Source organism: Rhizobium sp. FKL33, assembly GCF_005222915.1.
In the GTDB taxonomy this organism is placed as follows: domain Bacteria; phylum Pseudomonadota; class Alphaproteobacteria; order Rhizobiales; family Rhizobiaceae; genus Rhizobium_E.
The window spans coordinates 9,074-32,100 of sequence record NZ_STFX01000060.1; the positions used below are offsets into that span (position 1 = coordinate 9,074).

General features: G+C 62.9%; 24 protein-coding genes and 1 pseudogene. 14 read left to right on the top strand and 11 right to left on the bottom strand.

Translation table 11 applies throughout. From position 1 onward, the window contains the following. Nucleotides 1–2,665, bottom strand: a 2,665-nt coding sequence (locus E8Q41_RS25135; RefSeq protein ID WP_205910425.1) for a hypothetical protein, incomplete at its 3' end; no start/stop codon positions are given. 509 nt (nucleotides 2,666–3,174) lie between these two features. Between E8Q41_RS25135 and E8Q41_RS25140 the strand changes: the two genes are divergently transcribed. The 11 genes from E8Q41_RS25140 to E8Q41_RS25190 all read left to right on the top strand — a co-directional run bounded on the left by E8Q41_RS25140 (nucleotide 3,175) and on the right by E8Q41_RS25190 (nucleotide 12,696). Then, nucleotides 3,175–5,517, top strand: a complete 2,343-nt coding sequence (locus E8Q41_RS25140) for a putative monovalent cation/H+ antiporter subunit A (RefSeq protein WP_246660319.1) — start codon at nucleotides 3,175–3,177, stop codon at nucleotides 5,515–5,517. Next, a complete protein-coding gene (locus tag E8Q41_RS25145; protein ID WP_137158313.1) occupies nucleotides 5,514–5,921 on the top strand; it encodes a Na+/H+ antiporter subunit B in 408 nt (135 codons plus the stop codon). The genes E8Q41_RS25140 and E8Q41_RS25145 overlap by 4 nt, the downstream gene beginning before the upstream one ends. Beyond that, on the top strand, nucleotides 5,918–6,295 hold the full coding sequence (locus tag E8Q41_RS25150; RefSeq protein ID WP_137158314.1) for a Na+/H+ antiporter subunit C: 378 nt from the start codon (nucleotides 5,918–5,920) through the stop codon (nucleotides 6,293–6,295). Before E8Q41_RS25145 ends, E8Q41_RS25150 begins: the two co-directional genes overlap by 4 nt. A gap of 1 nt (nucleotide 6,296) precedes the next feature. Further along, nucleotides 6,297–7,853: a Na+/H+ antiporter subunit D gene (locus E8Q41_RS25155; protein ID WP_137158315.1), complete on the top strand. Its 1,557-nt coding sequence runs from the start codon at nucleotides 6,297–6,299 to the stop codon at nucleotides 7,851–7,853. Continuing rightward, nucleotides 7,850–8,326, top strand: a complete 477-nt coding sequence (locus tag E8Q41_RS25160) for a Na+/H+ antiporter subunit E (RefSeq protein WP_137158316.1) — start codon at nucleotides 7,850–7,852, stop codon at nucleotides 8,324–8,326. Before E8Q41_RS25155 ends, E8Q41_RS25160 begins: the two co-directional genes overlap by 4 nt. Further along, nucleotides 8,323–8,658, top strand: coding sequence for a cation:proton antiporter (locus E8Q41_RS25165; protein WP_137158317.1), 336 nt, complete (start codon nucleotides 8,323–8,325; stop codon nucleotides 8,656–8,658). The genes E8Q41_RS25160 and E8Q41_RS25165 overlap by 4 nt, the downstream gene beginning before the upstream one ends. Beyond that, entirely contained in the window at nucleotides 8,655–9,002 is a 348-nt protein-coding gene (gene mnhG, locus E8Q41_RS25170) for a monovalent cation/H(+) antiporter subunit G (protein ID WP_137158318.1), read from the top strand. Before E8Q41_RS25165 ends, mnhG begins: the two co-directional genes overlap by 4 nt. Before the next feature lie 547 nt (nucleotides 9,003–9,549). Next, entirely contained in the window at nucleotides 9,550–9,978 is a 429-nt protein-coding gene (locus tag E8Q41_RS25175) for a MucR family transcriptional regulator (RefSeq protein ID WP_137158319.1), read from the top strand. Between the two features lie 210 nt (nucleotides 9,979–10,188). Further along, nucleotides 10,189–10,692, top strand: coding sequence for a helix-turn-helix domain-containing protein (locus E8Q41_RS26070; protein WP_246660320.1), 504 nt, complete (start codon nucleotides 10,189–10,191; stop codon nucleotides 10,690–10,692). Between the two features lie 5 nt (nucleotides 10,693–10,697). Next, a complete protein-coding gene (locus E8Q41_RS25185; RefSeq protein ID WP_137158320.1) occupies nucleotides 10,698–11,453 on the top strand; it encodes a DUF6456 domain-containing protein in 756 nt (251 codons plus the stop codon). A 184-nt stretch (nucleotides 11,454–11,637) separates the two neighbouring features. Further along, entirely contained in the window at nucleotides 11,638–12,696 is a 1,059-nt protein-coding gene (locus E8Q41_RS25190) for a dienelactone hydrolase (RefSeq protein WP_246660321.1), read from the top strand. Nucleotides 12,697–12,703: 7 nt separating this feature from the next. On the opposite strand, the gene E8Q41_RS25195 is transcribed toward E8Q41_RS25190, so the two are convergent. The 5 genes and pseudogenes from E8Q41_RS25195 to E8Q41_RS25215 all read right to left on the bottom strand — a co-directional run bounded on the left by E8Q41_RS25195 (nucleotide 12,704) and on the right by E8Q41_RS25215 (nucleotide 15,018). After that, a complete protein-coding gene (locus E8Q41_RS25195; protein ID WP_137158321.1) occupies nucleotides 12,704–13,282 on the bottom strand; it encodes a hypothetical protein in 579 nt (192 codons plus the stop codon). Nucleotides 13,283–13,378: 96 nt separating this feature from the next. Beyond that, a pseudogene (locus tag E8Q41_RS26075) lies at nucleotides 13,379–13,566 on the bottom strand (type II toxin-antitoxin system HicA family toxin). Between the two features lie 7 nt (nucleotides 13,567–13,573). Beyond that, a complete protein-coding gene (locus E8Q41_RS25205; RefSeq protein ID WP_137158322.1) occupies nucleotides 13,574–13,816 on the bottom strand; it encodes a DUF1902 domain-containing protein in 243 nt (80 codons plus the stop codon). A gap of 109 nt (nucleotides 13,817–13,925) precedes the next feature. Then, nucleotides 13,926–14,342 carry a SufE family protein gene (locus tag E8Q41_RS25210; protein ID WP_137158323.1) on the bottom strand — a complete coding sequence of 139 codons (417 nt, stop codon included), beginning with the start codon at nucleotides 14,340–14,342 and terminating at the stop codon, nucleotides 13,926–13,928. A gap of 265 nt (nucleotides 14,343–14,607) precedes the next feature. Next, complete coding sequence (locus tag E8Q41_RS25215) at nucleotides 14,608–15,018, bottom strand: DUF5330 domain-containing protein (protein WP_137158324.1); 411 nt, start codon at nucleotides 15,016–15,018, stop codon at nucleotides 14,608–14,610. Nucleotides 15,019–15,675: 657 nt separating this feature from the next. On the opposite strand from E8Q41_RS25215, the gene E8Q41_RS25220 reads away from it, so the two are divergent. The 3 genes from E8Q41_RS25220 to E8Q41_RS25230 all read left to right on the top strand — a co-directional run bounded on the left by E8Q41_RS25220 (nucleotide 15,676) and on the right by E8Q41_RS25230 (nucleotide 19,175). Then, nucleotides 15,676–17,085, top strand: a complete 1,410-nt coding sequence (locus E8Q41_RS25220) for an ATP-binding protein (protein ID WP_137158325.1) — start codon at nucleotides 15,676–15,678, stop codon at nucleotides 17,083–17,085. Beyond that, nucleotides 17,057–17,968, top strand: coding sequence for a peptidoglycan-binding domain-containing protein (locus E8Q41_RS25225; protein ID WP_137158326.1), 912 nt, complete (start codon nucleotides 17,057–17,059; stop codon nucleotides 17,966–17,968). The genes E8Q41_RS25220 and E8Q41_RS25225 overlap by 29 nt, the downstream gene beginning before the upstream one ends. A gap of 97 nt (nucleotides 17,969–18,065) precedes the next feature. Beyond that, nucleotides 18,066–19,175 (top strand): helix-turn-helix transcriptional regulator, encoded by a 1,110-nt coding sequence (locus tag E8Q41_RS25230; protein ID WP_137158327.1) that lies wholly within the window; start codon nucleotides 18,066–18,068, stop codon nucleotides 19,173–19,175. A 7-nt stretch (nucleotides 19,176–19,182) separates the two neighbouring features. On the opposite strand, the gene E8Q41_RS25235 is transcribed toward E8Q41_RS25230, so the two are convergent. The 5 genes from E8Q41_RS25235 to E8Q41_RS25255 all read right to left on the bottom strand — a co-directional run bounded on the left by E8Q41_RS25235 (nucleotide 19,183) and on the right by E8Q41_RS25255 (nucleotide 22,991). Next, nucleotides 19,183–19,500 (bottom strand): TraR/DksA C4-type zinc finger protein, encoded by a 318-nt coding sequence (locus E8Q41_RS25235; RefSeq protein ID WP_137158328.1) that lies wholly within the window; start codon nucleotides 19,498–19,500, stop codon nucleotides 19,183–19,185. Nucleotides 19,501–19,546: 46 nt separating this feature from the next. Further along, the gene (locus E8Q41_RS25240; RefSeq protein ID WP_137158329.1) at nucleotides 19,547–19,957 is read right to left on the bottom strand and encodes a universal stress protein; all 411 of its coding nucleotides are present in this window, start codon (nucleotides 19,955–19,957) and stop codon (nucleotides 19,547–19,549) included. A 93-nt stretch (nucleotides 19,958–20,050) separates the two neighbouring features. Next, entirely contained in the window at nucleotides 20,051–21,028 is a 978-nt protein-coding gene (locus E8Q41_RS25245) for a hypothetical protein (RefSeq protein ID WP_137158330.1), read from the bottom strand. 72 nt (nucleotides 21,029–21,100) lie between these two features. Then, nucleotides 21,101–21,304, bottom strand: coding sequence for a hypothetical protein (locus E8Q41_RS25250; RefSeq protein ID WP_137158331.1), 204 nt, complete (start codon nucleotides 21,302–21,304; stop codon nucleotides 21,101–21,103). Between the two features lie 247 nt (nucleotides 21,305–21,551). Further along, complete coding sequence (locus E8Q41_RS25255; protein WP_170976618.1) at nucleotides 21,552–22,991, bottom strand: hypothetical protein; 1,440 nt, start codon at nucleotides 22,989–22,991, stop codon at nucleotides 21,552–21,554. Nucleotides 22,992–23,027: the final 36 nt, after the last annotated feature.

A 23,027-nucleotide genomic window follows, 5' to 3' on the forward strand; every position in this document is an offset into this window, starting at 1 on the left:
TCGGTGTTGCGCCATATTCCGCCACCCAGAGGAGCAAATTGTCCCGCACTGCGCCGACCTCACCGCCAGCGTCCAGCCAGGCTTTGTAGACGAACTGCGCCTCCGGTGTTGCGCCATATTCCGCCACCCAGAGGAGCAAATTGTCCCGCACTGCGCCGACCTCGCCGCCAGCGTCCAGCCAGGCTTGGTAGACGAACTGCGCCTCCGGTGTTGCGCCATGTTCCGCCACCCAGAGGAGCAAATTGTCCCGCACTGCGCCGACCTCGCCGCCAGCGTCCAGCCAGGCTTGGTAGACGAACTGCGCCTCCGGTGTTGCGCCATATTCCGCCACCCAGAGGAGCAAATTGTCCCGCACTGCGCCGACCTCGCCGCCAGCGTCCAGCCAGGCTTGGTAGACGAACTGCGCCTCCGGTGTTGCGCCATATTCCGCCACCCAGAGGAGCAAATTGTCCCGCACTGCGCCGACCTCGCCGCCAGCGTCCAGCCAGGCTTGGTAGACAAAACTCGCCTTCAATGCCGTGCTGTTTTCGGCAAGCCATGGCTTCAGATGTGGCAAGACCTCGTCCGGCTGTGCTCCCCATTTCAACAGCGAGACGATGAGATAATGGCTCTCCATCGCCACGGGTGCCGAGCCAATCTCCTTTATCACATCATCGTGAAATCGCTTGGGGTCGAATGAATGTGCGCAACGCAGGACGAGATTGCTCGGATGCTGTAAGGCAACAGCAGCGGCAAGCGGCGCGTTCAAGGCCTGTTCCGCCACCGCCCGATCGATTGCAGTTCGGCCTTTTGTGGCTGCCCATTCAGCAACTCGCGCAAGGGCCAAGTGGGCCTCCGGTGTTTCGGCCAAGCGAGCCCTGACCACGTCGGAGGATGACAAGAGGGCAATGAAGTCCGGGGGACGCATCAGCCGGCTTTTGATGAGCACTGGAAGCATGGTGAGCGTCTCTTCGGGATCGCCCGCCATCAAGGCTTCAACCAGCGCCTTACCGGACATCTTCTCGAACACGGGATGATCGCCCAGTCGATCCAAGGCCGCAATGAAACGGTCCAGGCGGTCTTCCGTCAGGGCCGCCAAGCCGAGATCCTGAAGTCTATCCTGCTCAGCTCCCGGCATCGCAGACAGGTGGCGCGCCAGGATCGCGTCCGCCAACACGTCGTGAGCTGCGGAATACGCATCACCCTCCGCCTCGATCCAACGGTCAGCTTTCAATATGTCGAAGACATCACGCCGCAAGCCGTCGCTTGCCCGAAAGGCATCCGCTTCGGCTTTCGCCATCGGCAGGCGTACTACAAGATCGGCCAGCAGGCTTTGGACCGGTTGCGCCCTGAAGCGCTCTTCAAGTGCCCTGAGCCGGGCTGAAGCCCAGTCCGAGAAATCCCTGACGGCCGCCAAATTCTCGAACTGACGGTTGAACTGCTGACGATCCTTCTGAAAAAGGAATCCGGCGAATGCCGCCATCACCGGAAGCCCCTTGCAGGTTCGTGCAATTTCATCCGCTTGGGGAATGCCGAAATGGCTGGTGATTTTGTTGACGACCCAATCCGCATACCCATCCGGGCCTATGCGCTGAGAAAGGTCCGTTGTTTCAGGCTGAAGGTCAATGAGCCGGTCGGTAACCTGTTGAAGAGAACTCGAACGCGTCGAAGCCAGGATCGCAAGCCGGTGCCGGCCATCGGAGGCAAGCCTTGTGGCCGCCTCGGATATTTGATCGAGTTCCAAGAAGGCTTCGGCATAATCGATAAAAACAAGCAGTTTTGCCGTCTCCGCATGGCTTTGGCAGATCGAGTCCAGTTCGGCGACACGCGCCCTGCGATCAAGACGGATCGGCCACCAGCCCGCTGCCCGCGCGCGCTCACATAGCTCAATCGAAAGACGCGTCTTGCCCACCCCGCCGGGGCCGCAAATAACCAGCGCGCGGGTGTCGTTGCCCTGGGTGAGAAACTGGAGAATGCCGTCAAACTGCGAAACCGGTTTCTGCTCGGTCTCCGCCATATAGGTATCGCGTGAGAAATAGGGCAGTTTTCGGCTGGCCAGAAATTGCTTAAAACCGCCCTCGGACCCGAAGCTAAGGGCAATCTCGCTGTATCCCTGCGGGAAGCCTCCAAACCAACGGTAGAACAGCGGCGCGAAATGAGCGCTTTTCCCAACGAGGTCATCCCAGTAACGAAGGTCGATTTCCACATGCGCGAGATGGCTAAACTCCTGATGTTTCTTTGAGCATTGTACAAAGAAATCTGAAATGGATTTCCGTAACTGGTTTCGCTCATCTGCGCTGGAGCATATCGAAGAGGCTACGAAGGTGTAGGTTTTCAGTTCGCCTTCAGAGCGCAACCAGGGGCGATACTTTTTCCTTCTGCTCTCATCCCCGAGCGCGAGAGGCAGAAGGTTGTTTTCAAGATGCTGCCTTACGTCACTCCAACGGTCCGCAGCAGTTGCTTCTGTATCGGCGCCTATAAATTTGCACTCGACGATCCGTTTGATTTTTTGCCTTGCATCAGAAATATCGATGGCCCCATCTGGACCGCGCGCCAATCCCCGTACGAGATCTTCTCCGGGCAAGTCCAACCGAAGGAATTCGTCGACAAAGCGCTCAAATGCTACGCCAGCATCTTCCCGATCAAGAATGCGGTTATCAAAACGCTTCCGCGTAAAGTCATACATTCAGCTTATGCCGTCTTTCGTTTTCACGTTTGCCGCTGGCTATAAGAAAATTGAGGCGAGCAAAGATACTCTCTGTCACCAAAGGCTGATACTATTATTTAGATCGCCAACTTCAAGCTGCACAATCCACAAGTCATCGCAAAATGACAGAAAAAGATTAGTTCTGTGCATCTGCTATTAAGCACGCTGCGCCATGGGCCACACCCCGGAAAAAATAAATTTCGGAATCGGCTGCTTTTGTCATGGGCGCCGGGGGGGGGGAGGCGCACAACCTTCAGCAAAAAAACAACCGCCTAAAACTGCAAGCCTCATCTCAAGGCCTACCCTTGTTCCTTCTGGACAACATTGATCCGGCCTCCCCCCCTGTGGACAACCCCCTCATCACAAACCCGTCAGACCGAGTTTACCGGCGCAAATGCCCGTTTTTGCTGGCGCCCCTGGCTATTCCCCCCTATTTCTAGCCGCGACCGATGAATTTTGGAGGCGTTGAGAGAGTGTCAGCGACCGGGATGACCACCGCTGCTTTGTTCCTGCCCTTGCTCGGCGCCTTCGTGGCGCCCGCTTTGACGCGGCGGTTGCAGGAGAAGGCGGCCTGGCCGCTTGCGCTGTTCTTGGCCGCGCCGTTTGTGATCTTTGCGAGCCATCTGCCCGAGGTCGCAGGCGGGGCGGCGGTGACGGGCGGGTTTGCCTGGGCGCCCATGCTCGGGCTCGATTACGCCTGGCGGCTCGACGGGTTGGGGCTGACATTCGCGCTGCTGATCTCCGGCATCGGCGTGCTGATCGTGCTCTATTCCGGCGGCTATCTGAAGGGGCATGAGCCGCAGGGGCGGTTCTTCGCCTTCATCCTGTTGTTCTCCTTCGCCATGCTCGGCGTGGTGGTCTCCGACAATCTGTTGATGCTGTTTGTCTATTGGGAGCTGACCTCGATCTCCTCCTTCCTGCTGATCGGCTTTGATCATCAGCGGGCGGCGTCAAGGCGCGGCGCGTTGCAGGCGCTTTTGGTGACCGGCGGCGGCGGGCTGGCGCTCTTGGCCGGCGTGATGACGCTGACGGTGATGAGCGGCGAGACGACGCTGTCGGGGCTGGTCGCCAAGGCGGCTGAGGTGACGGCGCATCCCTGGGCGAGCGCGGCGCTCGTGCTGGTGTTGATCGGCGCCTTCACCAAATCGGCGCAGTTTCCCTTCCATTTCTGGCTGCCCAACGCCATGGAGGCGCCGACTCCGGTGTCGGCGTTTCTGCATTCGGCGACCATGGTGAAAGCCGGCGTCTATCTGCTGCTCCGGCTCAATCCGGTGTTCGGCGACATGGATCTCTGGCAGATCGCGCTGCCGCTGTTCGGCGGCGTCACGCTGGTGATCGGGGCGGCGCTGGCGCTCAGACAGACCGATCTCAAGCTGATGCTCGCCTATACCACGGTCGCCTCGCTCGGGCTGATCACCATGATGACCGGCATCGGCTCGGACAAGGCCATCGAGGCGGCGGTGCTGTATCTCATCGCGCATGCGCTGTTCAAGGGCGCGCTGTTCATGATCGCCGGCGTGATCGACCATGAGGCGGGCACGCGCGACGTCACGCTGCTCTCCGGCCTCCGGGGCAAGATGCCCCTCACCTTCGCTGCGGCGCTCTTCGCCGCCTGTTCCATGGCCGGCATCCCGCTGTTTGCCGGGTTCATGGCGAAAGAGGAGATTTATGCGGCGCTGACCGCAGGCGGCTGGAATATGCTGCCGCTTCTTGCGGCGATCGCCGGCAATGCGATGATGGGGGCGATCGGCTTTGCGATTGCGCTGCTGCCCTTCCTCGGTGCTGAAAAGAAGACGCCGAAACACGCCCATGACGGGCCTCTGCTGTTGATGGCCGGACCGGTGGCGCTCGCCGCGCTCGGGCTGATCGCGGGGCTCGCGTCCGGGCCGTTCCATCATCTGCTGTCGAGCCCGATGGCGTCGTCGGCGGCGGGGACGGCGCTTGACGTGCATGCCTCGCCTTTGCCGCATGTCAGCCTGGCTTTCGGGCTGTCGGTGCTGACGCTTGCGCTGGCGGCGGTGATGCTCTGGGGTCTGACCGGTTTGCGTGGGTTGATGGCGCGGCTGCTCGCGGCGATCGGCTGGGGGCCGGATCGCGGCTTCGACCAGTTCGTCTCGCTTCTGGTGACCGTGAGCCATGCCGGCCTCAACCGGCTGCAGACCGGACGGCTCGAGCTCTATCTCACCACCGTCTTCGCCTTCATCGCCGCGAGCCTGTTGCTGCCCATGGGCATTCATGGCGAATGGCCCGATATGCCCGCCTGGCCGCGCGACCTGCAGCCGCATGAGGCCGGCTTCATCGCCATCGCCACATTCGGCCTGTTCGCGGTGCTGGCGGCGAAAAGCCGGCTGACGGCGATCGTGTCGATCGGCATTCAGGGTTTTGCGGTGGCGGTGCTCTATCTGCTGTTCGGCGCGCCGGATCTGGCTTTCACCCAGTTCATGGTCGAGACGCTGTCGGTGGTGATTCTGGCGCTGATCATGACGCGGCTGAGGCTCAATGTCAGCGATCACCGGCCCCTGAGCCAGATCGTTCTCGATACGGTGATCGCGGTGGCCTGCGGGCTGGGCTTTGCGCTTTATCTGCTCAAAGTGCTGGAGACGCCGTTCGACAACACGCTGTCGGCCTTTTTCGGGGATTATTCCAAGACGCTCGCGCATGGGGCCAATGTCGTCAATGTCATCATCGTCGATTTCCGCGGCTCGGATACGCTGGGAGAGATCGCGGTTGTGACCATCACCGGACTTGCGATCCTCGCTCTGATCCGGTTGCGAACCAGCCACGCCGCGCCGGCCGACAATGATCCCGACCGCGAGGAGGAGCGCGCATGAACTCCGTGATCCTCAAGACCATGGCGCCCTTCCTGACCGTGCTGATGCTGGTCTTCTCGGTCTTCGTGCTGCTGCGCGGGCATAATGCGCCGGGCGGCGGCTTTATCGGCGGGTTGCTGGCGGCTTCCGCGATTGCGCTTTACGCGCTGGCTTTCGGGGTCGAGGCGACGCGGCGGGCGCTGAAGGCGCATCCGATGGCGATCGCCGGCGGCGGGCTGCTGCTGTCGACCGTGTCGGGGCTGGTCTCCTGGCTGGCGGGCATGCCGTTCATGACCGGACTGTGGTTCAAGGTCGCGGGCGTGGATCTCTCCACCGTGATGAGCTTCGATCTCGGCGTCTATCTGGTGGTGCTCGGGGCGTTTTCGACCATTCTGCTCGCGCTCGAGGAGCGGGAGGACCCATGACCGAAGCGCCCTTCATCCTGCTCGCCGGCCTGTTTTTCGCCGCCGCCATCTATCTGATGCTGTCGAGCCGCATCATCCGCATCATGCTCGGCGTGTCCTTGCTCGGCAATGCGGTGAACCTGACGCTGTTCATCGCCGGCCGCATGACGCGGGAAATCCCGCCGGTGATCACATCAGGCGACGTGCTGGCTTCGACCGCGGCCAATCCGCTGCCGCAGGCGCTGATTCTCACGGCGATCGTGATTTCCTTCTCCTTCTTCGCCTTCCTGATGGTGCTGGCCTATCGCGCCCGGCAGACGCTCGAGAGTGACGACACGACCTCGCTGCGCTTTTCCGAGCCTGCGGATGCGCCCGCGCCGCCGAGGGATTACTGACATGCAGACGCTCCTCGCCGCCGCCACAGGCATCGATCTCGCCAAAGTTTACGCGCCCGACGCCGCGCCGGAGGCCTGGCTAACCATTCTGCCGGTGGCGCTGCCGCTCGCCGCCGGCGCTGTTCTCGCCGCCATCCGCCGTCGCATCGACTGGCATGCGCCGATCGCGCTCGCCACACTTTCGCTGATGATCCTTGCGGAAATCGCTCTGCTCGCGCATGTGGCCGTCAATGGCCCGGTGACGCTGGCGCTCGGGCGCTGGCTGCCGCCATTCGGCATCGCCTTCACCGTCGATGTCGGCGGGGCGGCGCTGGCGCTGGTCGCGGGCGTCGTCACATTGGCGGCGGGCGTATTCGCGCTTGCGGAGATCGACCTCAACCACCGGCGCTACGGCTTCTATCCGTTCCTGCTGTTCCTGATCGCCGGCGTATCAGGGGCGTTTCTCACCGGCGACGTGTTCAACCTCTATGTCTGGTTCGAGGTGCTGCTGATCTCGTCCTTCGGGCTGCTGGTGCTGGGCGGCGAGAAGGAGCAGATCGACGGGGCGCTGAAATACGGGCTGCTGAACCTCGTCGGCACGACGCTGTTTCTGATCGCCACCGGCTATCTCTATGCGATCTTCGGCACGCTCAACATGGCCGACATCGCCGTGAAAGTGTCTGAGGATCAGGGCGATCTGCCTTTGGGCACGCTGGCGGCGCTCTATCTCACCGCCTTCGGCATGAAGGCGGCCGCCTTTCCGCTTAATGCCTGGCTGCCCGCCTCCTATCACACGCCGCGCATGGCGGCGGCGGCGCTGTTCGCCGGCCTTCTGACCAAGGTCGGCGTCTATGCGCTGATCCGGGTCTTGGTGATGCTGATGCCGGCTGAAGGCGCGGCGCTGTCGCCGGTGATCGGCGCGGTGGCGGCCTTGACGATGCTGGTCGGCGCGATCGGCGCCATCGGCAGCGACGATCTCAAGCGCGCGCTCGGCCATTGGGTGATCGCCGGCATCGGCGTCGCGCTGGCGGGTCTGGCGATCGGCGGCGAGGCCGGATTGTCGGGCGCCTATTTCTATCTGATCCATTCGATGCTGGCGATGTCCGGGCTCTATTTCGCCGTGGGCGTGATCGCGGCGCGGGCGGGAACCTCCTCGCTAACCAGGCTAGGCGGGCTCTATGCGGCTGCGCCGGGGCTGACGGTGATCACCGGACTGTTGTTGCTTGCGCTGGCCGGCCTGCCGCCACTGTCGGGCTTCTGGCCCAAGGCGATGCTGATCAAGGCGGCGATCGCCAGCGATCATGACGGGCTGGCCGCCGCCATTCTCGTCTCGGGCTTCCTGATGACATTCGCGGCGGGCCGCGTGATCCTGCTCGCTTTCTGGCGGCCCGCTGCGGCCGCCCTGCCCGCGCCGCCTGCCGGCCGCGCGATGATCGCGGCGGCGGCGGCCATGGCGGGGATCAGCCTGGCGATCGGCCTCTGGCCGGCGCCGGCGGCCGGGATCGCCGATCTCGCTGCGCGCGGCTTTGTCGATCCCGCCGCCTATATCGGCTCGGCGCTGATGGGGAGCCGCCCATGAAGGCCGCGCTCGCCCATCTCGCCATCATTCTCGCCGCGGCGGCGTTTTCCGGCCTGCCGACCGGGCTGTCGCTGCTGATCGGCTTCGTCGTCGGCGCAATCGTGCTGACGCTTCTGCCGCGCGGCTCGGGCTCGCTGCGCTATGGCGTCAGGCTGTGGCGCATCGGCAAACTGATCCTGGTGTTTCTCAAGGAATTTGCGCTGTCGGTATGGCGGGTGACGCGGCTTGTCACGTCGCCCACCATGCGCTTCCGCCCGGGTCTTCTGACCGTGCCGCTGACCTTGACCCGCGACGCCGAAATCACGCTTCTCGCCAATCTCATCACGCTGACGCCGGGCACGCTGACGGTGGATGTGGCCGAGGATCGCAGCTATCTCTTGGTGCATGCGGTGGATGCGCCCGATCCCGACGCCACCCGCGACGACATCGTCAACGGCTTCCAGCGGCTGATCAAGGAGGCTTTCGAACCATGACGCCTGCCGACATCCTGATCTATTCCGTGCATTTCGGGCTCGCCACGCTGATCGCCGCCATGGCGCTGATCGCATTCCGCGTGCTGCGCGGCCCGACGCTGGCCGACCGGGCGCTCGCGCTGGACCAGCTGGTGGGCGTGGCGATCGGCTTCATCGCGGTGATCGCGGTCAAGACCGGCTATGAACTCTATATCGACATTGCGCTGGCGCTCGGCCTGACCGGCTTTCTGACCACCGCCGCCTTCGCCCGCTATCTGGCGCTGGCCGGCGATCCCGAGGGACTGCGCGGCGACACGGCGAGCGACAAGACCGAAAAGAAGACCGCGCCATGACCGGGACCGTCCTCACGCTCGCAGCCGCCGCGCTGATCGTTCTCGGATCGCTGATCGCGCTGATCTCGGCCATCGGCCTCATAAGGCTGCCCGACGTCTTCGCGCGCATGCATGCCGCCTCCAAGGCGGGGGCTGCGGGGTCGAGCCTGTTGCTGCTCGCCCTGGCGCTGCGCGCCGAAGAGAGTTCGATCTGGTTGAAGGCGGCGGCGACCATCCTGTTCTTTTTCCTGACCGCGCCGATTTCCGCCCATCTTCTGGCCCGCGCCGCGCTCAAGGCCGGCTTTCACCCGCCGGCGCTGGACGACAAGGCGCGCGCCGCTTTGGGCGAGGCGAAAAGCAAGTGACGGGAAAGATCCGCTGGTTTTGAGTAACGTTCATCAACACAGCGTCAGTATTGCCGCAGGACGTGCAGAGGTGGATCAGAAGCGATCAAAATTGGGCTGGTGAACGTCAACGAAGAACAAGCGCAAAAGTTCCCCGATAAAACTGCTGGACGAGAAGTTTTTACAGGTCATTTAAGCCTTTATTAAGATTGGTTTCCTTTTTCCAGCGTGACGTAACGGCAAGTTTTTGCTCTTTGTGTAAAGTATGTAAAAATATATTGGAAAAGCAAAAGAAAGATGTTAATTCGCAGAATAAGAGTCATATTTCGATTCAATTCAGTCGATCCGTCATGGGGGACGCTGCGGTCAATCAAGGCGCTGCATGACGGGAAAAGGCCTGGAAACGTTTGTTTCCGTTGAAAGAATAGAAATCGACGAAGCCTATGGGCCTAAGCGCTAGGGGTAGCGCCGGGCCGTTTGACATATACTTCGACGGCAATGGCTCTGATCATCGCTTCTGGTTCGCAAGAAACTGAAGCAGGGCAAGTGGATCGATCAGGAGAACAAAATGAACGATGCAGCCAATGCGGGAAACAAGGAATTGCTGGTCGAACTGACCGCGGAGATCGTGGCGGCCTATGTGGGCAACCACGTGGTGCCGGCCAATGACCTCGCCTCCCTCATCGCCGACGTGCACACCGCGCTGTCCAACACCGCGACCGCAGAAGCAGCCGCGCCGGTGGTGGAAAAGCCGAAGCCGCCGGTGCCGATCAAGAAGTCGGTGCATAACGACTACATCATCTGCCTCGAAGACGGCATGAAGTTCAAGTCGCTCAAGCGCCACCTCATGACCCATTACGGCATGACGCCGGAAGACTACCGCGAAAAGTGGGAACTTCCGCCCGACTACCCGATGGTGGCTCCGGCCTATGCCGAAGCGCGTTCGCGCCTCGCCAAGGAAATGGGTCTCGGCCAGGGCCGCAAGAAGCGCGCCTGAGTCTCGGCCTGACGGCATGGAAAAACAGGGCGGTCCCGCGGGGCCGCCTTTTGCTTTGCCATAAAAGGAAATTTTTCCTACATTTGATTTCAAGGACTTAAGCAGACGGCGACCTCAGAAGCCGGCTTTCGGTTGCGTCGCGATCTTTCCAACGTCTGGATTGTACGCTATGAATAGGAAAATTAACCTATTAATAGTGGAGCGATACTGATGACCCATTCCGAAGACCGCGACCTGACCGGCCTGTTCTGCGAACCGCATGTGGCCGCACGGCTGGAAAAACGCGTGGCCGACTGGAGCCGGCGCGGCGACGCCTTCCCCTTCGAGCCCTGCCCGCCGCCGAGCGCGGGCAAACTGCGACGCCGGGCGCGGCGCCGCCGCCAGAGGAGCGAGATCTCGCCGCGCAGCGTCTCCGGCGTGGTGGCGAAGATCGCGACCGAGATGATGTGCCTCACCGCCGACGAGCCGCAGCGGGGCCGCAACCGCCGCTTCATCATGAGCCATGTGCAGCAGATCGCCATGTATGTCTGCCATGTGGTGCTGCAGATGACCATGACCGAGGTGGGCCGCGGTTTCGGCCGCGACCGCAGCACGGTGGGACATGCCTGCGCCCGCGTCGAGGACCGCCGCGACGAGGCCGGTTTCGACCGGCTGGTCACCGCGATCGAGACGGTGACCTCGGGCGTGTTCACGCCCATCGGCCGCAAGGGGTGAAGCCGATGACCGAGATCGACACCAAAAAGGAGATCGAGAAGCTCCTGCGCTTTCTCGGCAATGCCGGCTGCCGCGCAGACCTCGCCCCCGACAGGGCCGACGGAATGCTCAGGCTCACGCATCCCGAGGGCCGCGCCGCCAATTTCCCCCGGCCGGTGGTGGTGGACGCCGCCAGCCGCGGCCTGCTGGTCGACCGCAACGGGCTGGTCGCGCCGACGCTGGAGGCCCGCTCCTTCCTGCGCCGCCAGCGCGCCGCCCGCGAGGAGGCGATGCTCGACCAGCATCGCATGATCGAGATCGGCTTCCTGATCGAGGGCGAGACGGCGGAGCCGGTGCGCGTCAACGCCGCCGAAAGCCCGCTTTCGCAATTCGCCCGGATGAAGGACAAATCCGGCGCGCCGTGGTTTCCCGACGAAGCGCTCGCCGCCGGCGAGCGGCTGGCGCGCGATTTCCACTTCGCCGGGCTGCAGCCGAAGATCACGCCGAGCTACGAGCCCCGTCTCGGCGACCGCGTCAAGGCCGCGCCCGGCGCGGGCGTCGAGCTCAAGGACAATGTCGTGGCCGCCCGCTTGCGGGTCGCCCGCGCGCTCACGACCATCGGCCCCGAACTCTCGGGCGTGGCGCTCGACGTCTGCTGCTTCGAGAAGGGTCTGGAGACGGTGGAGCGCGAACGCCAATGGCCGGCGAGATCGGCCAAGCTGATGCTGAAGACAGCGCTTTTGGCGCTGGAGAGGCATTATCGGGTGGGCAAACAGCGGTGACGCCGGTGGATGCCAAGACGATGTCTGCGTGAGACTCATCCCCGTCGTGGCCAATGCCCATCCAACAGCACGCGGTCAAGCAAACTGAATCGCGATTTTGAACGTCCAGAATCGCGTTCGAGGTCGTGTGGATCGCGTCTCTCGGCGCAGGGTGCGGTTGACACCGCAAAAGAGAGGCCTTGCCGTGAAACTCCTGATGAAAACTGCAATGATTTTTTACAGCGCGCTCGCGGCGCTCCTGATGCCGCTTCACTGCGCCGCCGCCGGCGATTTTGTCGGTGTGCGGCAGATCACGATACGCTCCGATGAGCGCGGCCGAGATCTGGCCGTGACCATCTGGCATCCCGCAGACGCGGGCGGCACAGCCGTCACGCTTGGAGAAAGCAGATTTTTCAACGGAACCTCCGCCATACTCGACGCGCCGATCACGCGCGGAAAGCACCCGCTGATCTTGCTTTCGCATGGCGCCGGGCTTGGCGGAACGCCGGACGCCGTGAGCTGGATCGCCGCGCCCTTGGCAGAGCATGGGTTCATCGTCGCGGCTCCCATTCATCCCGGAAACGGCGGAGCCTATCGATCAGCAGCGGAAACGATGAAGCTGTGGCTCAGGCCCGGAGATATCAGCGCGACCTTAACCGCGCTCGAGAAACATTCTCTGTTTGGCAAACACCTTGAGACCGGCAAAATCGGCGCGCTCGGCCTTTCCATGGGAGGCAGCACAATCTTGGCGCTGGCAGGAGCACGCATCGATCCGAACCGTCTGGCAAACTATTGTGACGGCGACGTCACCAATGCATCGCTCTGCGGATGGGTCAGACAAAGCGGCGTCGATCTCCATGAGATGGATATGAGAACCGCCGATCGCGACAACCGAGACAAGCGGATCACATTTGCCATGGCGATCGATCCTGCGCCGGTGGACGTCTTTCAGAGCACGACCTTTTCCACGATTTCAATCCCCCTTGTATTGGTCAATCTTGGATCGCCCGGAACTATCTCACGGACAACACTCGCCTCGGGCATTGCGAAGGCGATGTCGAAAAGCAGCTATTCCGTCATCGAACATGCAAGCCACTACAGCATGTTTGGCGTCTGCAAGCCTGAGACGACCGCGGCGACCGTTATCGAACAGATCGGCGAACCCATATGCTCGGATGGGACAGGACAGTCTCGTGTCCAAATCCACGAGCAACTGATCACTCTGGCGCGCACGGCTTTCGAACGCGAACTCAAACCGGACTGAGACGACATCAGGGGCTCAACGTTTTGCCGCGCATCCTGCGAACGGCGACAACCCCATTCCTCACCGGCCACAGGGTATGGGATTTGTCGAAGACCACGACATCCATCAGCCACGGCGACCCATCTCCTCGACAAAAGGAAAACAGGGTGTTGCCGTGGGCGACGATCTGCCGCCCTTCCTCAGAGGCGAGACTTGGTTGTTCGAAGTCCGAAAAGCGCAGGCCATGATGGCGGAGCCAGGATCTGATGTCGTCGATCGACATGCCGCCGCGAATGCCCTGGAGATCGATGCGCGCGTGGCGCCTGAAACGGGGTTTTGCTTTCGGCGCCCGGACGGGTTCGCCGTCCTCCCGAAAATTCGTTTCCCAAAGGGCGACCGAGAAATCGGAGATCAGGACATTGCGGTTGCGCACAACCACGCCGAGCCTCAGGTCGCCGTACTGGATCGAACCGCCGAACGGGTCGGTCCAGGGGAATGTCCAGCCATCCGGCGGGCCCAAGCGAGGGGCGATTTTGTTGAGCGTCGCGCCGGGCATCAGGCCGTGAGGTTCGGCGCCCCTGATGATATCCAAAAGCTTGATCGCCAATTGTGGCCTCGTTAGTCGAGATCATATGAGAGCAGATGCATGTCCCGGTTCGCGCGATCCGAAGCGATGAACGCGGCTGGTGTCAAGACGGTGCAATCAGAACGCCTTCGGCAGCCCAGCCTGCTTCAAGGTTTCATTGGCCGTATGACGGGACTTGACGCCGTGGTCGACGGTGAAGCGGCGGTTGGGCTGAACCAGATTTCATGATCGCCCCGACCGGGTCGGACATAGACGCAGCCGGCCTTGACCAGGAGATCTTTCAATTCGCGAAGATAGCCCGCCATGGCGGACTCAGAAACAAGGATTGGGAATTTTGACGGCGTGCTCGGAGAGGATGTGCACGGGGATTTCCGGCTGGTCTATGGCGGTGCCATTGAGTTCGAGAAGATCGGCGACGGCGGCGAGAACCTTGGTTTCCAGCTCTTCCATGGTCGCCGCCTCGACAACGAGGCCGTCGATGTCGTCGCTCGTGGCGAACCAGACGTCGGCCTCGCCATCCCAGGCGGCGCGCACCGTAATCGCATGAGCATTCATCCGCTGGTCTCCCGCTGGTTGAATTCACCGGTCATGTGGGCCGTTGTAGCACGGAGCGCGCTTTAATGGAATTCGCGCTGCTGATCGGGCGGATGTTCGATGACGCCCCTCACCCCGCCGCCTTCACGCCCTCTTCCCGGATCCGGTTCACCATCGACCTCAGCCCGTTCGCCCGCTGCGCCGAGAGATGTTCGATCATGCCGATCTCCTTGAACGTATCGAGCGCGTCGAGTTTGGCGACGTCGGAGGCGTGTTTGCCGCTGTAGATGGCGAGCACGATGGCGACGAGGCCGCGGACGATGTGGGCGTCGCTGTCGCCGCGGAAGGTCATCACGGGGTCCTGGCCCTCGCCCGGCTCGCTGACCAGCCAGACCTGGCTCGCGCAGCCGCGCACTTTGTTATCAGCCGTGCGGTCTTCTTCGGGCAGATCGGGCAGCGCCTTGCCGAGTTCGATCACATAGCGGTAGCGGTCCTCCCAATCGTCGAGAAAGGCGAAGTCGCTGATGATGTCGTCGATGGCTGCCATGATCAATTCCCTGTCTTTGCCGCCCGATATAGGCGCTCGGGCCGGGCTTGAAAAGCCGTAGCGGCGGTTTGTCCGGTTTGATCCGCGCAAAGAAAAAGCCGCGAAGCGCAGGGCTTCGCGGCGGCGTCACAAGGACGAGGCGGGGCATGAAAAGAAGCGAGGCGCGCTTCAGGCAGCGCGGCGGAGCCGGTCAGGGCGCGGCCGCGAAGGGGGGAATGGGGCGAATAGCGAATAGCCAGTAGGCGGTAGCCGACAGGCGGTCGGGTCAGTGCGCGGGGCGCGGGGTCGGGATGGGGATGTGGCGGGCGGTCTCGGCTTGCGCGCCGGCCTCGGGGGCGGCTGCGTCAGATGTCACGGTTCCGGTCGTCACGCTGTCGGCGGCGGCCACTTCTGCGGGGTCGGCGAATTTTTCATCGAGATAGGAATAGGCGACGCGCGCCCCTTCTCTGGCCCGCGCTCCGAGCGTCGAGAAGGTCTCGGCGCCCTTGACGCAGACATCGGGCTTTTCCGCGCAGAGCGAGCCCATATAGGTGATGGCGCCGGCGGCGGCGCCGAAAGCATCGGTGAGTTCGACGCCATCCTCGTTCTTCAGGCGGTTGGTCGCGTCCTGATCGAAGATCGGCAGCATGACCAGCACCATCGAAAACCAGAAGGCGGTTCTCAGGAGAAACCACATAGCCTTATTCCTTGCCCTGTTCTCGGTCCGGATCTCTCGTGGTCCGGTTCCGTCGTCCTTGCCGGCCTTTGCCGATCTTGTCGTTCGTCGCCGGTTCGCCCGGTCTTGGTCTTGTCTTGTCTTGGAGGCGGAGCCTGTCGCTCTCTTGTCTCCGTCCGGCTCTTGTCGTCCGGCGATGACCAGACTTCTACCCCGGCCATGCTGACGTCCCATTACGGCAAAGGGGAGGAATCGATGCGAATTTGCGGCAAATTTGATATTCTCGCAGTTTATGCAATCTTGAACTGCATTTTCCTCAAATTCGACCTTTCACCGTTAACCTTCAAGGCGGACCCGGCCGGAAATACAGGCGATTGAGGGGGACTTGGCCGCCACAAAGGTTAACTCACCCAGCGGAAGATCAAAAATGCAAGCAATTACGCGCTGTTAACCACGATCTTCGAAGTTGGCCCGATCTGTGCCTTTTCTGGACTTTTCGGGCCGTCGCGCCGGTGTTCCGGGTTCGTTTTTATCCATTCCTTAAGTCCGCGCTGCCATTTTCCGGACTGAGAGTTCCCAAGGGCTAATCGAAGGCCACAAGCGTTGAGAGTATTGAGCAACATCGGCGGCAAGGCGCGTCATATGATAGGGCGCGCATCCGAGACAGGCGAAGGGCCCATGCCCACGCCTGGCCTGCGGCTCGCCGCCTCGAGCGCGGTCGGCCTGATCTGCCTTGCCGGCATGCAGATGGCCGGCGTGGCGCTGGCCGCCTCGCTGCCGGCCTCGGCCGCACTGTTCGCCGCCTCGATGACGCTGGCGCTGGCGCTGCGCGAAATCCGCCCTTCTTCCAAAGCCGCTCAAGACGCCGCTCCTGCGGTTGCCGCGCCCTCGCCCGTGTCGTCTCTTGCGCGCCTGCCGGGTCTCGTCACCCGTCACGACCGCTCAGGCGCGCTATTGTCCATCGCCGGCGCCGACGCGCAGGCCTTCGGCTTCTCGCCCGATCGCATCCAGCCGAATGCGGTGATCGACCGCGTGCATGTGGCCGGCCGCATCGGCTATCTCCAGGCGATCGACGATCTCCGCCGCGGCGCGGCGCGCGCCCGCGCCGACGTGCTGTTCGCCGTCGGCGGCTTCGAAAACCATTATCGCCCCGTCCGCATCGAATTCGTCGGCGAATGCGACGAGGACGGCGCGCTCAAGGGCTTCATCACCCAGATCACCGATCGCGGCCACGAGGCGGCGCTCGAGGAAGACGCGGCCCGCGCCCGCGACGAGGCGCTCGGCGCCAATGAAGCCAAGACCCGTTTTCTCGCCGCCGTCAGCCATGAACTGCGCACGCCGCTCAACGCCATTCTCGGCTTCTCGGACATTCTGACCGGCGAATATTTCGGCCGCTTCGAAAACGAGAAGCAGAAGGAATATTGCGAGCTGATCAACCGCTCGGGCAAGCATCTGCTCGCCGTGGTCAACGCCATGCTCGACATGAGCAAGATCGAGGCCGGCCGCTACGATCTCGTCAAAGAACCCTTCGACATCGGCGACGCGGTCGCCGCCACCGAGGAAATGCTGGCGCTCACCGCCCGCGCCAAGGGCGTGGTGCTGACGACGCGGGTGCCCCGCCAGCTCGGCGACGTCTCGGCCGATCGCCGCGCCGTGCAGCAGGTGCTGATCAATCTCGCCAACAACGCCATCAAATTCACCGAATCGGGCGGCGTTGTCACCATCGACGCGGCCCGCCAGGGCGACAAGCTGGTGCTGACCGTGGCCGACACCGGCGTCGGCATCGCCGCCGACAAGATCGGCAAGCTCGGCCAGCCTTTCGTGCAGGCCGACAGCACCTATGCGCGCCACTATGAAGGCGCGGGCCTGGGGCTCGCGCTGGTCAAGGGCCTCGTGGCCCTGCATGGCGGCTCCTTCTCGATCGAAAGCGAGTTGGGAGCCGGAACCAAGGTCACCGTCATCCTGCCCTTCGAGGGCGAGGACGGGGTCGATAACGCCATCGAATTTCCGCCGCGCCTCGTCGAGCGCGCCCGGACACAGACGATAGAGGAGACGCTGCATGGCGCCGCCGAAGCGAAAATCGCCTGAGAAGAAGAAAGCCCCCGCCCGCAAGGCGCCGGCCAGACGCAAGCAGAGCGTCTGGCTTTCGGGCGTTTCCTTCATTGCCCGCTATCCCCGGCTGATCTCGGGGACGGCGATCTTTTCCGTGGTGTTCAGTTTCGTCGCCGCCAATGCGCTGTGGTATCAGCCGCATCATCCGTCGCCCTTCATGGCGACGCGGGGCGACGAGGCCGCGCCGCATGCCGAGGTCGCGGCGCATGCGAGCGAACCCGGCGTGACGACGTTCCGCATCCAGCGTGAAGAAGATCTCGCCGCGCAACAGCCGCAGGCGCCCGCTCCCTCGCCGCTGGTGGCCGATATCCAGAAGGCGCTGACCGGGCTCAACCTTTACGACGGACCCGCCGACGGCGTCAGCGGTCCGAAGACGCTGGCCGCCATCCAGTTCTATCAGGAGACCGAAGGCCTGGAAGCCACCGGCGAACCGTCGCAGGCGCTGCTCGAACGGATGAAGTCCGCCCGCGCCGCCGTGGCCGAGACCGACGCCTCGCCGCCGCCGGACCAGGCGAAGACCGCGAGCGTGAAGAAGAGCGACGACGTGGCCGATCTCATCCGCGCCATGGACGAGACGGGCTCGGTGCCGATTCCGGCTTCGGCCTATCCCGAGCCTGCGAAGAAAACCGCGCATGCCGATGTTTCCAAACAGCAATCCGGCGATGCGCCGGTGAAGCGCGTGATGCTGATCCAGAAGGCGCTGGTCGGTCTCGCTTATGGCGACATCGCCGTGGACGGCAAGGCGGGCGCGGCGACGAAAGCGGCGATCCGCTCCTTCGAAAAGGCCTATCGCCTGCCCGTGACCGGCGAACCGTCGGAAGCGGTGCTGAAGAAGCTGAAGTCGATCGGCGCGCTGTGACGCCTCCGTCCGGAAGGAAGGCGAGACATTGATGGATTTGACTTTTCGCAAAAAACATCAATGATTGCGTGTAAACCTTTCATTCAGCACGGTCTTCATGCTCACCCCAGGATCGCCCGACCATAGCCGCGTCATCGACAAGATCTATGAAGCGGCGGTGCTGCCCGACGCCTGGATCGGCGTGCTGGACGAGATCTGCCGCCTCGGCGATTTTTTCGGCGGCATGGTGGCGATCGACGACGTGACGCGCGCCGACTGGGTGTTGACGCCGAGCGTCGTTCCCCTCTTTCAGGAATTTCTCGACCAGGGATGGCAGCCGCGCAACGAGCGTCTCTATGGGCTGGTGCAGTCGGGCGATCTCGATTTCGTCTGCGACACCCAACTCTATAGTGATGAAGACAAGGCGCGCATTCCGATCTACCGGGATTTCCTGACGCCGCGCGGGCTCGGCATGGGCTCGGCCACCATCGTGCAGGCTGCCGACGGTCGACGCATGTCGATCATCTTCGAGCGCAAGCTGGAGCAAGGGCCGGTGCAGCAGGAACTTCTCGCGGCTCTGAACGGGTTGAGGCCACATATGGCCCGGGCGCTCAATCTGTCGAGCGAGGTGCGCCGGCAGCGTCAATCGGCGCTGTTGAACGGGCTGTCGCTGGCGGGCGTGCCGGCGGCGCTGATCACCGAACAGGGGCGGCTGGTCGCCGCCAACGCCGAGTTCGACGGGCTTCGCAATTACGTCGTCTTTCTCGCCCATAACAGGCTGGCGCTGCGCGACAGCGCGGCCCAAGCGCTATTCTCGGAGGCGCTCGCATCACTCGGCGGCGACCGGGTGCAATCGCTGCCGCTGCCCTCGATGGAGGAAACGGCGCCGCCGGGCGTCATGCATATCCTGCCGCTGCGGCGCATGGCGCGAGATCTCGGCCCGAACGCGCAGGCGATCGTGATGGCCGCCTTCCCCACCAAGGGCGACGAGACGCTCTTTCCGCTGTTGAAGACGCTTTACGACTTCACCCGCGCCGAGGCGCGGGTGGCCGCGCTGATGCTCGAGGGCGAGGCGCTGCCCGAAATCGCCAAGAAGCTGGGCGTGGCCTATGAGACCGTGCGCAGCGGCGCAAAAGCCATCTATCGCAAGACCGGCAGCAGCGGCCAGACCGATTTCGTCCGGCGGCTGTCGCCAGTCACGCGCTATTCGGTGGCGTCGGGCGGCTGATCCAAGATCAGTGAATGCAGTTCTCGCAGAGCGCCGCCTGCGGCACGGCCTGCAGCCGCGCCTCGGAAATCGGTTCGCCGCATTTGGCGCAGAGGCCGAAAGAGCCCTGGGCGATGCGGCCGAGGGCGGCGTTGACGGCGCGCAATTCGGCGAGGCCCGCCTGCCCCACGCCTTCGAGCACTTCGTCGCCCTCCACTTCCAGCGCATGCTCCTCCGCATCGGCGCCTGCGGAGGCGTCGAGCTCGGTTTCGATGGCGCGGAGGCGGCTTTCGAGCTCGCTCTTGCGCGCGTTGAGACGATTGGCGAAGCCATTCACATCCGGCATGGACTCTTCTCCCCAGAGTTCTGATTTTGTTGAGATTATGGACTGATCAGCGGTCGACCAGCACCGAGCATTTGGCGTGCCTGACCACGCGATCGGCGGTGGAGCCCAGGAGATAGTTGGAGAAATCAGGCCGATGCGAGGCGATGATCACCAGATCGGCGGCGTTCTCTTCCGCCGCCGCCAGGATCTCGCGGGCGGGCGATCCGACGCGGGTGAGAATCTGAGCCTTGGCGCCGGTCTTCTCGTTGAGCGCCGTCAGCTGTTCTGCGGCTTCCTTGATGCTGGCCTCGATGAAATCCACCGGCAGTTCGATGCTGATATAGCCCGGGATGTCCTCGGCGACATTGAGAAGCAGGATGGAGCCGCCGTCATCAACGAGTTCAATGGCCTTGGCGAGGATTTTCTCGCCCTTGTCGAGCTGACCGATGTCTACGGGAACGATGATCTTCTTGTACATGTCGCGCCTCCTGGCCTTGAATGACATGGGGGCAGAATGCGCCTGCGCCGCGCAGGCGGCATTGATCAACATCAAGCCGCGACGCTTGCGAGTTCAGCCGTGCAATTGAACGCCGAGCGCCCGGATGCGGGCGAGATCGTCCTGATATTGCTGCTCATAGGCGCTGATGAGGCCCGCATCGGCGATTTCAAGGCGAGGATTGGGCTCGTCAAACGGGAAGCCGCGCATCATGCGGGCGACATTCTTCAACTCGTTGGCCGACAGATGCGGCTTGAGTTCGTTGATCACCTTCAGGCCCTTGATGGTCAGAGACGGAAGCACGTCGCGGCGCAGTTCCTCATCCGGCACGGTGAAGGCGATGCCCGGCGCCAGCAGTCCGAACACTCGGCCGGGATCCGAGGACAACCAGTCATAGGTCCAGACGGTCAGCCGGTCGGCGCCGCAGGCCGCCACCATGTCGGACACGATCTCCGCCCAACCGCGACAGCCGGGCTGGAACTTGGCGAGATAGCGGTCGAAGGACGGCGCCCTGCCGCGCGAGGCAAGTTGCAGCCAGGACGAGGTCAGGTAGTCGGTATAGCGTCGAATCGACAGAAAATAGCGCGCCTCTTTCCCCTTCAGCATGGCGTCGAGCATCCGCAACCGGCGACCGGCGCCGGGATAGAGCCGACCGGTCCAGTAATTGGCGGAGATCAGGCCGAGCAGATTCTCATCCGAGAGGATAAAGGTGTCGCCGCGCCCCTGGCTGCGGATCAACGCCTCCAGCCGCCGTCCCAGATAGGGCCGGCTGGCAGCGCCGCCGAGGGCGTCGGTCCAGGCCAAACGGTCGAAAAGGGTGGTGAAATTATGCCGCACGGCGGAAATGCCGGCATAGCGGATGCTGCCATCGGCCAGAAGCGAACGATGATCATGCAACTGCGCCTGGATGAAGGTGGTTGCGGTTTTGTGGACGCCTAGGTGGACATTGACGCGCATCGGCGCAAACCCGGTATGCTCGGCCGATCGTGAGGCAGCCGTCGTTTCGCCTGCCAACAGGCCTGCAATCCGGGGGCTTACATCGTCATGCGCCATGAAACATCATCATCATGATTTGGAATCCGGCAGGAGGGCAATCCCCCTGCCGCTCGTTCGAAAGCGTCGAGATCAGCCGGCCGGCTTCGGGTCGACCGCCTTGCCGGCGGCGTTCTTGGCCGCACGGGCGGCCACATTGGCCTTGACCTTTTCCTTGAGCGACGCCCGCTCGGCCTTCAAAGCCTGAACGCGCGCACGGATCGCAACGAGTTCGCTGTTGATCGCCTGGATGCGCTTTCTGGGCGGAAGTGTCTTTTCTGCAGTTTCCGTCGACATCGTTGCTATCTTCCTCGCAATAAAATGAGAAGCCCAAAAGGAGCTCAGCACTCCTGATCTCGGAATGACCAGCCCCGCATCGCACCCTGCAATCGGCCTGCACATTAATTGGCCCTGATGTAACACACAAGGGCCGGCTGCCGATCGCGTCCTGCAATCCGCAACAACTGTGGCGACCTCATGTCGGCGCGGAAAGTCCATTTGCGGCTCCCGGCAACCGGCGAAGCCATGTCGGCCTTCAAACGGGTCAAAAACCGGTCAGGCGGCGCTTCAGCCGCACCCACCAACTGGATTTCTTCTTGGGCTTGACGCGCGCGCTGCGAACCCGCGCCGGCGCGTCGAGACCGCCAAATGAAGAAAAAACAGATGAATCCAGCGACAGCGGCAATGGCCGGTCGCCGCTTTCCAGCCGGCCGAGCGGCCCGCCCTCGAAACGGATCCAGTAGCGGAAAAGCAGCGCCCCTCGCTCGGAGCGGATATCCCGGGTCACGCCGCCGAGATCGCCCTCACCCGGCGCGGATGAGCCAGCAAGCCGAATCAGACGATAGGCGCCTTCGCCCGCGTGGCGGGCGAACTGATAGACGGCGAGATCAGCCTCGCCGGCAATCGCGACCTGACCGCCGACATCGGGAGCGATCAGGACCGTGTCGGCGCCCATTGACGCCGCTGCCGTCATCAGCGCCTTCGAATTCGGAGCTCGCCGGCGCATGAGTATCCTATAGCGCGCCGAAAGCGGCAGGAGCTGGCGCATCAGGGCCACATCAGAGCCGGTGCGGCAATAGACGAGCCATACGCCGCGGCCCCGCGGATCCGGTATCGGCAACGGCATGGCGCCTGACATGTCGAAGGCCCGCATCAGCCGGCGCAGGAGGCGAAAATTTGGGCCGGGCCGAAAATAGCCCTTCTCGCGCCGCCGGGGATGCCAGAGATGCACGAGATGGACGCCGCTTTGAAACGGCTCGAGGCCATAGAGAGCGAAAAATGCGCGAAATCCGCAATAATAGCGAACAGCGTTGTCCCGGAAATCGGTAAAATAGGATGACGGTCGGGGTCCCTTCGGCGCCAGTGCGGACAGGCGATGCAACACATCGTAATCTTCGGCGCCATGTCCCGAAAAGCCCGGCGCATGTCCGCCCAGCGACAGATAATGATCGCGATTGACCACGATGGCCGAACTGCCGAAGGCTGTCGACTGGATGAGATCCGGCTGGCCGTCCAGCCAATCGGGCGAGAATCTCTTGATGAAGGGCAAGCCGTCCGCCATGTCGGAGAACCATCGCCGCGTGCCGGTTTCGGTCAAGAACAGTATCGGGGCCGTGAAGAAATCGAAACGGTTTCGAACCATATCCCGCCGCATGGCCTCGGCGTGGATGGCGCGATACATCGCCGGAGAGCCATAAAAATCGATGTCGTTGAACATGATGACCGGATTACGGGCCATCGCCGCGCCGAAATCCCGCACCTTGCCGATCGAAAACAATCTCTCCGGCCGCGGATGCCGCACAACTTCGACTCCGCCAGCCTCGAGCAGGCGCAGCGGCTTGGCGCAGGCGTTCGACGTGCCGTAATCTGCGATCAGGATGTCGAAGAGATCACGCGGAACCACAGCGGCCAGCCGCCGCAGCCGCAATTCGCCTTCAAAGGTTTCCGCAGTCAGCCGAAGAGGAATGATCAGGGTGATTTTCATGACGCGGATTCTGCTTTTCTCCCTCGCCCCTCGCCC